This is a genomic window from Streptomyces sp. NPDC048584, assembly GCF_043199595.1.
GTDB lineage: Bacteria > Actinomycetota > Actinomycetes > Streptomycetales > Streptomycetaceae > Streptomyces > Streptomyces edwardsiae.
In genome coordinates, this window is the sequence record NZ_JBICWF010000027.1 from 1 (window position 1) to 11,521 (window position 11,521).

The 11,521-nt window shown below is 72.0% G+C and carries 9 protein-coding genes; 5 read left to right on the top strand and 4 right to left on the bottom strand.

Annotated elements, in window-relative coordinates; all coding sequences use genetic code 11:
• Positions 1-156 precede the first annotated feature (156 nt).
• From ACGFR9_RS35015 to ACGFR9_RS35025, 3 genes are all read right to left on the bottom strand, one after another.
• Positions 157-402, bottom strand: coding sequence for a chaplin (locus tag ACGFR9_RS35015; protein ID WP_393216929.1), 246 nt, complete (start codon positions 400-402; stop codon positions 157-159).
• 130 nt (positions 403-532) lie between these two features.
• Positions 533-1,174 (bottom strand): response regulator, encoded by a 642-nt coding sequence (locus tag ACGFR9_RS35020; protein WP_393216931.1) that lies wholly within the window; start codon positions 1,172-1,174, stop codon positions 533-535.
• A complete protein-coding gene (locus ACGFR9_RS35025; protein WP_393216933.1) occupies positions 1,167-2,312 on the bottom strand; it encodes a GAF domain-containing sensor histidine kinase in 1,146 nt (381 codons plus the stop codon). The genes ACGFR9_RS35020 and ACGFR9_RS35025 overlap by 8 nt, the downstream gene beginning before the upstream one ends.
• A 238-nt stretch (positions 2,313-2,550) precedes the next feature.
• Here ACGFR9_RS35025 and ACGFR9_RS35030 point away from each other — a divergent pair, with 238 nt between their 5' ends.
• The 3 genes from ACGFR9_RS35030 to ACGFR9_RS35040 all read left to right on the top strand — a co-directional run bounded on the left by ACGFR9_RS35030 (position 2,551) and on the right by ACGFR9_RS35040 (position 5,427).
• Complete coding sequence (locus ACGFR9_RS35030; RefSeq protein WP_393216935.1) at positions 2,551-3,246, top strand: SDR family NAD(P)-dependent oxidoreductase; 696 nt, start codon at positions 2,551-2,553, stop codon at positions 3,244-3,246.
• On the top strand, positions 3,246-4,340 hold the full coding sequence (locus ACGFR9_RS35035) for an S-adenosylmethionine:tRNA ribosyltransferase-isomerase (RefSeq protein WP_393216937.1): 1,095 nt from the start codon (positions 3,246-3,248) through the stop codon (positions 4,338-4,340). Before ACGFR9_RS35030 ends, ACGFR9_RS35035 begins: the two co-directional genes overlap by 1 nt.
• A 340-nt stretch (positions 4,341-4,680) precedes the next feature.
• Positions 4,681-5,427, top strand: coding sequence for a transglycosylase SLT domain-containing protein (locus ACGFR9_RS35040; RefSeq protein ID WP_393216939.1), 747 nt, complete (start codon positions 4,681-4,683; stop codon positions 5,425-5,427).
• Positions 5,428-5,517: 90 nt separating this feature from the next.
• On the opposite strand, the gene ACGFR9_RS35045 is transcribed toward ACGFR9_RS35040, so the two are convergent.
• Positions 5,518-8,034: an FHA domain-containing protein gene (locus tag ACGFR9_RS35045; RefSeq protein WP_393216945.1), complete on the bottom strand. Its 2,517-nt coding sequence runs from the start codon at positions 8,032-8,034 to the stop codon at positions 5,518-5,520.
• Positions 8,035-8,276: 242 nt separating this feature from the next.
• Between ACGFR9_RS35045 and ACGFR9_RS35050 the strand changes: the two genes are divergently transcribed.
• On the top strand, positions 8,277-10,127 hold the full coding sequence (locus ACGFR9_RS35050) for a streptophobe family protein (RefSeq protein WP_393216941.1): 1,851 nt from the start codon (positions 8,277-8,279) through the stop codon (positions 10,125-10,127).
• A 94-nt stretch (positions 10,128-10,221) separates the two neighbouring features.
• Positions 10,222-11,430, top strand: coding sequence for a phosphoserine phosphatase SerB (serB, locus tag ACGFR9_RS35055; RefSeq protein WP_393216943.1), 1,209 nt, complete (start codon positions 10,222-10,224; stop codon positions 11,428-11,430).
• Positions 11,431-11,521 lie beyond the last annotated feature (91 nt).

Consider the following 11,521-nt stretch of genomic DNA (forward strand, 5'->3'; position numbering starts at 1 on the left):
AAGCGCTCGCCCCGCTGGAGGGGGTGCCGCTGCGCCCACCCGTGCCGCCCCAGCGGCACGACTGCCCGCAGCTACGCGGCAGAGCCGCCCGCAGCTACGCGGCTCAGCCGACCGCGGCCGGCTACGCGGCTCGGCCGCACGCGGCCGCGCGGGGTGTCAGTGGTTGATGGCGGTGTTGCCGAAGGCCGGGTTGAGGAGGCCGATGACGTTGACGCTGTTGCCGCTGACGTTGACCGGGACGTCGACCGGAACCTGGACGAGGTTGCCGGAGACGACGCCCGGGGAGCCGACGGCCTTGCCGTGGGCGTGGCTGCCGTCGGTGGCGGAAGCCATTCCCGTACCGGCGGCGAGCAGACCGCCGGCCACCATCGTCACGGCCGCTGCCTTCTTCAGGTTCTTCACTTTCCGATGCCCTCCTGGTGATGCCCGCGGCAGGCGCCGCGGCGTGCACTGGAGAACGACGGGTACCGACGATGGATACGGCCACCTGGAGGACATTCCCACTACGGTATGAATCTCAGATCGGACGGACTCAGCCGGCCAGACCATGTCGTACGGCCCACAGCGCGGCCTGGGTACGGTCCGCCAGGTCGAGTTTCATCAGGATGTTCGAGACGTGGGTCTTCACCGTCTTCTCCGAGAGCACCAGGGCGCGGGCGATCTCCCGGTTGGCGCGCCCGTCCGCTATCAGTCCGAGCACTTCGCGCTCCCGGTCGGTGAGGGACCCGGCGCGTCCCGTGCCCGTGCCGGTCTCCTCCTGGGAGAGCAGCGCACCGGCCACCTCCGCCTGGAGCAGCACGTGCCCCGCGTGCACGGAACGGATGGCTCCGGCGAGCGCGTCGGGATCGACGTCCTTGTACACATAGCCGGCGGCGCCCGCGCGCAGGGCGGGGACGACGGTGCGCTGCTCGGTGAAGCTGGTGACGATGAGCACACGCGCGGGGTGGTCCAGTTCGCGGAGCCGGCGCAGCGCGTCCACGCCGTCCATACCGGGCATCTTGACGTCCATGAGGATGACGTCGGGCCCCAGTTCCCCCGCCAGGGCGACGCCCTCGGCACCGTCCGCGGCCTCGCCGACGACCTGGATGTCGTCCTGCACCTCGAGGAAGGTGCGCAGTCCCCGGCGTACCACCTGGTGATCGTCGACCAGCAGCACCTTGATTGCGTCAGCCACCGGGGACCTCCATCTCGATCGTGGTGCCCTCGCCGGGCGCCGATTCCACGGTCAGCGTGCCGCCGACCCCGCTCGCCCGGTCCCGCATGGAGACCAGGCCCAGATGGCGGCCCGCGCGGCGCACGATGCGCGGGTCGAAGCCGCCGCCGTCGTCGCTGACCCGCAGGACCGCTCCGCCGCCGCGCCGGTCCAGGGTGACGTCGACGTGGGCGCCGCCGGAGTGCCGAAGCGCGTTGTGCAGGGCTTCCTGGGCGACGCGCAGCACCGCCTCCTCCTGGGCGGCGGGCAGGGCGCGTACGCCGTGGCCGGTGAAGGTCACGCGGGCGGTGTGGGCACGGTCGAGGACCTGGATCTGGGTACGGAGCGTGGCGACGAGGCCGTCCTCGTCGAGGGCCGCGGGGCGCAGTTCGACGACCGCGGCACGCAGTTCGTCGGCGGCCTCGGCGGCCAGGGCGGCGACCTGCTGGAGCTCGCCCTTGGCTCGCGACGGGTCCCGGTCGACGAGGCGGGCGGCTGCCTGGGCGGTGAGCCGCAGGGAGAAGAGTTTCTGGCTGACGGCGTCATGGAGCTCGTGGGCGAGACGGGAGCGTTCCTCGGCGATGGTCAGCTCGCGGCTGCGCTCGTAGAGCCGGGCGTTGGTGAGGGCGATCGCCGCGTGCTGGGCGAGGATGCCGAGCAGTTCCTCGTCCTCCTCGGTGAAGCCGCAGGTGCCCTCGGGCTTGGGACACCGCTTGTTGGCGAGGAACAGGGCACCGATGACCTCGTCGCCGTCGCGGATGGGCAGGCCCAGGAAATCGACCAGATCGGGGTGGGCGCTGGGCCAGCCCCCGAAACGGGGGTCGCGGCGTACGTCGGCGAGGCGCTGGGGGGTGGCCTCGTTCAGCATCGCGGCGAGGATGCCGTGCTGGCGCGGGAGGGGGCCGATGGCCTTCCACTCGTCGTCGCTGACGCCGTCGACCACGAACTGGGCGAAGCCGCCGTGGTCGTCGGGGACGCCGAGGGCGGCGTACTGCGCGTCGAGGAGTTCGCGGGCCGAGGCGACGATCGTCTTGAGGACGTCGCGCACCTCGAGGTGCCTGCTCATGGCCAGCAACGCGGAGCTCACCGCGGCGAGGCCGGACCGGGGGCCGTGACTCATGTCCTCACGGTACCGGCGGGCGGTGACGGCGGGATCGGACGTGCGGCGGGGCCGGTGGACCTAGGCCGGAGGTCCCGGGGCCCCGGACGGCGGCGTAGGTCCGCGGGTCCGGGGACGGTGACGTAGGCCCAACGGACCCCGGCCGCTGCGTCCCCGGCCCGAGGCGACGGCGGCGGGCCCGTCCCTACGTTGAGGGCACGCCGATCAAGCGGCGTCGGAGGACGAGGGGACGGTAGCCATGCCGGTTGCGATCATCACGGGGGCTTCGAAGGGGCTCGGGGAGGCGCTCGCCCTGGCGCTGGCGGAGCGCGGCTGGGATCTGGTGCTGGACGCGCGGGACCCGGTGCCGCTGGCGGAGGCGGCCGGGCCGCTGTCGGCGCACGGCACGCGGGTGACGGCGCTGCCCGGGGACGTGACGGACGCCGCGCACCGCGCGGAGCTGGTGGCGGCGGCGTGGCGGCTGGGCGGGGTGGATCTGCTGGTGCACAACGCGAGCGCGCTGGGCGCCGAGCCGCTGGTCCCGCTGGAGGAGCTGCCGCTGGACGGGCTGCGGCGGGCGCTGGAGGTGAATCTGGTGGCGGCGCTGGGCCTGGTCCAGGAGGCGCTGCCGCTGCTCAGGGCGGCGCCGGCCGGGGCGGTGCTGGCGGTCAGTTCGGACGCCGCCGCCGAGGCGTATCCGACGTGGGGCGGGTACGGGGCGTCGAAGGCGGCCCTGGACCAGCTGGCGGCGGTGCTGGCGGTGGAGGAGCCGGGGCTGCGGGTGTGGTCGGTCGACCCCGGGGACATGGCGACGGACCTGTACGCGGCGGCCGTACCGGACGACGACGGTCCACGGCCGGCACCGGCGAGTGTGGTGCCCGCGTTCCTGCGGCTGCTGGACGAGCGGCCGGCGAGCGGCCGTCACGCGGCGCCGGCGCTGCTGGAGGAGCGGTGATGACCGTGATCGTCGAGGTGCCGGAGGAGCTGTCCGCGCGGGTGCCGGTGGAGCAGCGGGGGCCCGGGCTGGAGCGGGACGCCGTACGGCTGCTGGTGTCGCGGGGTACGGAGGTGTCGCATCACGCCTTCGTGGAGCTGCCGGGGCTGCTGCGGGCCGGGGACCTGCTGGTGGTGAACACGTCGCCGACGCTGCCGGCGGCGGTCGGGGGGTGGGTCGGGCACACGCGTGTGGTGGTGCACTTCTCCACACGCGGTGACGACGGCCGCTGGGCGGTGGAGCTGCGGGTTCCGGACGGCCGCGGCACCACGCGAGCGCTCAACGGGGGCAGGGCGCGAAGCGCTCCTTGGGAGGGTGGCGGCGGGGGTCGGGCGGGCCTCCGCGCGGATACGGAGGTGCGGCTGGTCGGGGGTGCGCGGCTGGTGCTGGAGGAGCCGTTGAGCGCGCGGGGCGAGCGGCTGTGGTGGGCGCGTGTCCCGGGGGATGTGCTCGGGGTGCTGCGGGAGCACGGGCGGGCCATCCGGTACGCGTACACGGAGCGGGACCAGCCGTTGTCGGCGTACCAGACGGTGTTCGCGCTGCCGTCGCCGGACGGTGCGGGGAGTGCGGAGATGCCGAGCGCGGGGCGGCCGTTCACCACGCGGATGGTGGCGGAGCTGGTGAGCCGGGGGGTGCAGTTCGCCCCGGTCACGCTGCATACGGGGGTGGCGTCGGCGGAGGCGCACGAGCCGCCGTATCCGGAGCGGTTCGTGGTGCCGGAGGCGTCGGCGCGGCTGATCGGGGCGGTGCGGGCCGGGGGCGGCCGGGTGATCGCGGTGGGGACGACGGCCGTACGGGCGGTGGAGTCGGCTGCCGGTGCGGACGGTGTGGTGCGGTCCCGCGCGGGGTGGACGGATCTGGTGGTGACCCCTGAGCGCGGGGTGCGGGTGGTGGACGGGCTGCTGACCGGGCTGCACGAGCCGGAGGCCTCGCATCTGCTGATGCTGGAGGCGGTGGCGGGGCGGGCGGCCATCGGCCGGGGGTACGAGGAGGCGCTGCGCGGGCGCTATCTGTGGCACGAGTTCGGGGATGTGCACCTGGTTCTGGCGGAGTGATCGAAGACCCTCACTCAGAGCATTGCTCCAGCAACCAGGAGTGAGAGCGGGGGGTGGGCCGTGTGAGGCCGGGCATAGGGCGCACATCACGTACGAAGAGGCATAGGAGAGACATACCGTCCTCGTGAGCGGGGCGGATAGTCCTCTCTGCCCCGATTGCACCCTCCCTGATCCACTACCCGGCTTCGTACGTCACACCTTTGCCCCGCCATTTTGCGGCCGCTAAGAATGGCTGCGTCGCTCGGCGCCGTGGGTATCCCCCGCGGCGTTTGTGCCGGAAGCACCCTGTCCCCACCGGACGTCGAGCGGCCTCCGCGCTATTCGAAGAGGTCCGATCCGCATGTCCAAGCACATCCTGACCCGTGGCCACAGTCGTGCCCTGACCCGTCACCACAGGATCGCCGCCGCCGGCGTCGCGGCGCTCGGTGCGGCCGCCATCGGTTTCTCGGCCATCCCGAGCAACGCCTCCACGACCACCACGACCGAGGCGGCCGCTCCGACCGCGAAGGTCGCGTACAGCACCGAGCAGATCAAGGACGTCCGCGGGACCGTCACCGACCAGCTGGCCGGCGCGAACATGAAGGCCGAGCAGATCGCGGCGAAGAAGCAGGCCGCCGCCGAGGCCACCGCCAAGAAGCAGGCCGCCGTGAAGGCCAAGAAGCAGGCCGCCGCGAAGGCCAAGGCCGAGAAGTCCCGCCAGGCCAAGGAGTCCGCCAGCCGTGCCGCCGAGCGCGCCGAGGTGAAGAAGGCGGCTCCCAAGAGCTACCCGAACACCCTGGACGGCTGGATCCGTGAGTCCCTGTCCATCATGAAGAAGCACGGCATCCCGGGCTCCTACGAGGGCATCCACCGCAACGTCATGCGGGAGTCCTCCGGCAACCCGCAGGCGATCAACCTCTGGGACATCAACGCCCAGAACGGCATCCCGTCCAAGGGTCTGCTGCAGGTGATCCCGCCCACCTTCGAGGCGTACCACGTGCCGGGCACCCCGAAGAACATCTACGACCCGGTCTCCAACATCACCGCCGCCTGCAACTACGCGGCGGACAAGTACGGCACCATGGACAACGTCGACAGCGCGTACTGAGGTCGGCGCGGACCTCTTCTCGCACTCACCGACGCCGAAGGGCGGCACCCTCCTGACAGGGTGCCGCCCTTCGGGGTCGTACGGCGCTCGTTACTTGCGCATGACCTCGGGCTCGTGCCGGCGCAGGAAGCGGGCCACGAAGAAGCCGCAGATCACGCCGAGCAGGATGATCGCGCCCATGTCCATGGCCCACGCCCCGACCGTGTGCTCCCAGAGCGGGTCGTTGTCGCCGGCCGTCTCCGGCGGGCTGATCCTGTTGAAGTCGAGCGTGGCGCCCGACGCGGCGACCGCCCAGCGCGACGGCATCAGGAACGAGAACTGGTTGACGCCGATCGAGCCGTGCAGCGTGAACAGACAGCCGGTGAAGACGACCTGGATGATCGCGAACATCACCAGCAGCGGCATGGTCTTCTCCGCCGTCTTCACCAGCGAGGAGATGATCAGGCCGAACATCATCGAGGTGAAGCCCAGCGCCATGATCGGCACGGAGAGCTCCAGCAGTGTGAAGCCGCCGAAGACCAGGCCCTCCTCCGGGATCTCCCGGCTGGAGAAGCCGATCACACCGACCAGGAGGCCCTGCAGCACGGTGATCATGCCGAGCACGAACACCTTGGACATCAGATAGGCCGAGCGGGACAGGCCGGTGGCGCGCTCCCGCTCGTAGATGACCCGTTCCTTGATCAGCTCACGTACGGAGTTCGCGGCGCCCGCGAAGCACGCGCCGACCGCGAGGATGAGCAGGACGGTGGTCGCGGTGCCGTTCGGGATGATCCGGCCGGTCTGCGGGTTGGGCGGGTTGGGCAGCAGGCCCTTGTCCGCGTCGATCAGCAGGCTGACCGCGCCGAGGACGGCGGGCAGGATCACCATCAGGGCGAGGAAGCCCTTGTCGGAGACGATCACCGAGACATAGCGGCGCACCAGGGTCACGAACTGTGACATCCAGCCCTGCGGCTTCGGCGGTTTCATCGCCTGCATCGCCGGGACCTGTACGGACTGCGGTGCGACGGCGTCGATGTCCGCGGCGTACATCTGGTAGTGCTGCGAGCCCTTCCAGCGGCCCGCCCAGTCGTAGTCGCGGTAGTTCTCGAAGGCGGAGAAGACGTCGGCCCAGGTGTCGTAGCCGAAGAAGTTCAGCGCCTCCTCGGGCGGGCCGAAGTAGGCGACGGAGCCGCCCGGCGCCATCACCAGCAGCTTGTCGCAGATCGCCAGCTCGGCCACCGAGTGGGTGACGACGAGGACGGTGCGGCCGTCGTCGGCGAGACCGCGCAGCAGCTGCATGACGTCGCGGTCCATGCCCGGGTCGAGGCCGGAGGTCGGCTCGTCCAGGAAGATCAGCGACGGCTTGGTGAGCAGCTCCAGGGCGACGGAGACACGCTTGCGCTGGCCGCCGGACAGGGACGTGACCTTCTTGTCCTTGTGGATGTCCAGCTTGAGCTCGCGCAGCACCTCGTCGATGCGGGCGTCGCGCTCGGCGGCCGTGGTGTCGGAGGGGAAGCGGAGCTTGGCCGCGTACTTGAGGGCCTTCTTGACGGTCAGCTCCTTGTGCAGGATGTCGTCCTGCGGGACCAGACCGATGCGCTGACGCAGCTCGGCGAACTGCTTGTACAGGTTCCGGTTGTCGTAGAGGACCTCGCCCTGGTTGGCGGGGCGGTAGCCGGTGAGCGCCTTGAGCAGGGTCGACTTGCCGGAGCCGGACGGTCCGATGACCGCGATCAGCGACTTCTCGGGGACGCCGAAGGAGACGTCCTTGAGGATCTGCTTGCCGCCGTCGACGGTGACGGTCAGATGGCGGGCGGAGAAGGACACCTCACCGGTGTCGACGAACTCCTCGAGCCGGTCGCCGACGATCCGGAACGTCGAGTGACCGACGCCCACGATGTCGGTGGGGCCGAGCAGTTGGGTGCCGCCCTTGGCGATCGGCAGACCGTTGACGTACGTGCCGTTGTGCGAGCCGAGGTCGCGGATCTCCATGCGGCCGTCGGGCGTGGAGTGGAACTCGGCGTGATTGCGGGAGACCTGGAGGTCGGAGACGACCAGGTCGTTCTCCAGCGCACGGCCGATGCGCATCACGCGGCCGAGGGAGAACTGGTGGAACGTGGTGGGGCTGCGGTCGCCGTAGACCGGCGGCGCCCCCGCGACACCACCGGGGCCCTGCTGCTGCGGGATGTGCGGCGCGGCCGGCTGCGCGGCCGACTGCTGCGGCTGCTGCCAGCCGGGCTGCTGCTGCCCCGGCGCCTGCTGCTGCGGGGCCCAGCCGGCGTTCGCGCCCTGCGCCGCGTACGGCTGCCGCGGCTGGGCCTGCGGCGCGGCGGCGGCGACGCCGGACAGGGTCACGCGCGGCCCGTCGGTGGCGTTGCCCAGGTTCAGCACCGTGTCGGAGCCGAACTCCAGATGGTGGATCCGCTGTCCCTGCGCGAACGTGCCGTTCGTGCTGCCGTGGTCCTCGATGACCCAACTGCGGCCGTTGAAACTGATCGTGGCGTGACGCCAGGAGACCCTGGCGTCGTCCAGCACGACGTCCCCCTGCGGATCACGTCCGAGGGTGTAGGCCCTGGACGGATCGAGCGTCCAGGTCCGTCCGTTTGATTCCAGTACGAGTTCCGGCACTCCATGCCCCACTGAGTTGTCCCCCGATTTTCCCCCATCGCAGGGAGTCTAGGGATGTCGAACATCGGGGGGAACTATTCCAGGCCCGGCCCTGTGACCGAAAGTCGGGCCTTGTCACGAGCGCGCACCAAGGTGTTCACCGTCCTTTCGCGGGCGGGGTTGAAATCGGCCCGGAGAGTGGTAAACCACGCGAGGGGGACACGCGCGGCCGTCACACCGCGTCGCGGATCGGGGGCTCTGTCATGAGTGCTGCCACAGGCGTCGGAGCGACGGGGCGCGGTGCGCGCGTGCCCTGGGTCGACGTGGTGATGTCCGCGGTCGCGGCGGTGAGCTGGGCGCTGATCGGGATGGCGGGCACGGCGGCGCTCGGGCTGCGGCTGCTGGACGCGGACGCGGCCGGTTCGCTGGGGCCGATGACCGCGGCGGTGGTGGCGCTGGGGGCGGGCGGTTCTGTCACGCCGTCCGGCGACATGTCCGCGTTCGGGCTGTCGGGCGCCGAGGCCGGTACGGCGATGGCGGTCACACCGTTGGGCGTGAGCCTGGTGGGGGCGCTGCTGCTGTCGTACTTCTTCCTGCGGTCCCTGCGGGCGGCGGGAGTTGTGGTCTCCGGCGCCGAACTCCTCGCCCGCGCGGGCGCGGTGGCCGCGCTGTTCGTGGCGATGGCGGGCGGGCTGGTGTGGGCGGGGCACGACGTCGTCACCATCGACGGAAGCGCGTTCGGGCTGGACGGGGGTCTCGAGATCCCGGGGCTGGGGGATGTCGGGGGGCTGCTGCCGGACCGGGTGGGTGATCTCGTCGACGCGGAGGCGGCGGTGGGGTTCACCGTCGACACCGTGCCGACGCTGCTCGGTGGCCTCGGCTGGGCGGCGGGGGTGCTGCTCGTCGCGCTGCTCGCCTCCCGCCGTACTCCCCTGCCCCGCGGCTGGGGCGCCGTGCACCGTGTCGTACGGCCGGTGGTGTCCGCGCTGGTGACGGTGGCGCTGGTGGCGGTGGCGGCGGGGGGTGCCGCGGCGGCGTACGCGGCGCTCGGTGACGAGCATCCCCGGCGGATCGCGGGGGCCGCCCTGCTGGGGGCGCCGAACGGGGTGTGGACCGGGGTGCCGCTCGGTCTGTTCGTGCCGTGGGACGGGCGGGCGAGCGGGGCGCTGCTCGAGGTGCTGCCGCACCCCGTGGACGAACTGCTGCGAGCGGGCTCGGACCGGTCCGTCACGCTGGGGCGGCTGGCGGAGTACGACGGCCGGGTGTGGCTGCTGGCGGTGGCCGCCGCGCTGATGATGCTGCTGGCGGGGGTGCTGACGGCGGTACGGACGCCGGTGACGGCGGCCGCGGAGGCGGGGCCGGTCGCCTTCGCCGGGCGGTGCGCGCTGGGACTGGGGATCGCCACGGCACTGGCCCTGCCCTTGCTGGCCTGGCTGACGGAGGTGTCCGCGAACGCCTCCCTGTCCGTGCTGGGCTTCGACGCGTTCGACGCCGGTATGGAGCTGCATGGCCGGCTCGGCACGGCGCTGCTGCTGGGCGCGGTGTGGGGGGCGGGGGCGGGAGCGGCGGGGGCGCTGCTGGCCTGGGCGAGCGGCGCCGCGGGGGCGCGGGCGGCGCGGCTGGCACGGGGTGACATGGAGGTGGAGGGTTCATGGCGCGCGGCGGGGCGCGCCGAGGGCCCGCCCTGGACGAGGCCCGCCGGTCCGTATGCGCCGGGGCTGCCTCACCGGCCGCCGAATCCGGATACGAATCCGTATCTGCGGGTGGGACGGGGGGTTGAGCAGCAGGAGTGGAGGCCGGAGGGACGGCGGGGGGCTTCGGCGCGGTCGCCGGGTGGTGCGCAGGGGCTGCCGGGGCCGCGAGGAGCGGGCGGCGCGCGGGGACCGCAGGGAACCCACGGGCCCGAGGACGCCGTGCCGGCGCCAGGGGCGCGCGAGCCCGGGTCGCCGGAAGCCGGCGGGGCCGCGGAGGGTTCGGCGGACGGACCCGAGGATGCCTATGGGGCGCCGACTGTGATCGGGCCCATGGAACCGCGTCGGGGGCGGGGGTGGCCGGAAAAGCCGCCGCCTCCGGCGGATCCTCCGCCGGTGCCCCGGAAACCGGACCGTTCGTAAGGTGGGGGACATCCCCGGGACAGGCAGTGTTCGCTGTCCGGAAGGCGGACCTCGCAGGCGCGGGGCACTGGGTGCCGGATACGGTGGGAACACCATGAGCGCATCGCAGACCACCGACGTTCCCACCCTTCTTGTCAAGATCTTCGGCAGGGACCGGCCGGGCATCACGGCCGGCCTCTTCGACACCCTCGCCGCCTACTCGGTCGACGTGGTCGACATCGAGCAGGTCGTCACCCGTGGCCGCATCGTCCTCTGCGCGCTCGTGACCGAGCCGCCCGAGGGGCTCGAAGGCAATCTGCGGGCGACCGTCCACAGCTGGGCGGAGTCGATGAAGATGCAGGCGGAGATCATCTCCGGTAGGGGCGACAACCGTCCGCGCGGGCTAGGCCGCTCCCTGGTCACCGTGCTGGGTCACCCCCTCACCTCGGAGGCGACGGCGACGATCGCCGCCCGGATCACCAAGGCCGGCGGCAACATCGACCGTATCTTCCGGCTCGCCAAGTACCCGGTGACGGCGGTGGAGTTCGCGGTGTCCGGCGTGGAGACGGAGCCGCTGCGTACCGCGCTGGCGCCCGAAGCGGCGCGGCTCGGGGTCGATATCGCCGTGGTCGGGGCGGGGCTGTACCGGCGGGCACAGCGGCTGGTCGTCATGGACGTGGACTCCACGCTCATCCAGGACGAGGTGATCGAGCTCTTCGCCGCGCACGCCGGCTGTGAGGACAAGGTCGCCGAGGTGACGGCCGCCGCGATGCGCGGGGAGCTGGACTTCGAGCAGTCGCTGCACGCGCGGGTGGCGCTGCTGGAGGGGCTGGACGTCTCCGTGGTGGACAAGGTGCGCAGCGAGGTACGGCTGACGCCGGGCGCGCGCACGCTGATCCGTACGCTGAAGCGCCTCGGCTATCAAGTGGGCGTGGTGTCGGGCGGGTTCACCCAGGTCACCGATGATCTGAGGGAGCGGCTGGGGCTGGACTTCGCCCAGGCCAACACCCTGGAGGTCGTCGACGGGAAGCTGACGGGCAGGGTCACCGGCGAGATCGTGGACCGGGCGGGCAAGGCCCGGCTGCTGCGCCGGTTCGCCGCCGAGGCGGGCGTGCCGCTGTCGCAGACGGTGGCGATCGGTGACGGTGCGAACGATCTCGACATGCTGAACGCGGCGGGGCTCGGGGTCGCCTTCAACGCCAAGCCGGTGGTGCGCGAGGCGGCGCACACCGCGGTGAACTTCCCCTTCCTGGACACGGTCCTGTATCTGCTCGGGGTCACACGCGAAGAGGTCGAGGCGGCGGACACGCTCGACGTGGGCTAGGCCGTTTCTTTCGGATCACCTCGCCGACCAGATGAAGATGGCGGCGAGGTGCAGTCCGGCCAGGTAAATGGTGGCCGTCTTGTCGTAGCGG

Coding starts and splice junctions, on each gene's coding strand:
- ACGFR9_RS35025 (WP_393216933.1), bottom strand. CDS start 2,312: ATGAGTCACGGCCCCCGGTCCGGCCTCGCCGCGGTGAGCTCCGCGTTG.
- ACGFR9_RS35030 (WP_393216935.1), top strand. CDS start 2,551: ATGCCGGTTGCGATCATCACGGGGGCTTCGAAGGGGCTCGGGGAGGCG.
- ACGFR9_RS35035 (WP_393216937.1), top strand. CDS start 3,246: ATGACCGTGATCGTCGAGGTGCCGGAGGAGCTGTCCGCGCGGGTGCCG.
- ACGFR9_RS35040 (WP_393216939.1), top strand. CDS start 4,681: ATGTCCAAGCACATCCTGACCCGTGGCCACAGTCGTGCCCTGACCCGT.
- ACGFR9_RS35050 (WP_393216941.1), top strand. CDS start 8,277: ATGAGTGCTGCCACAGGCGTCGGAGCGACGGGGCGCGGTGCGCGCGTG.
- serB (WP_393216943.1), top strand. CDS start 10,222: ATGAGCGCATCGCAGACCACCGACGTTCCCACCCTTCTTGTCAAGATC.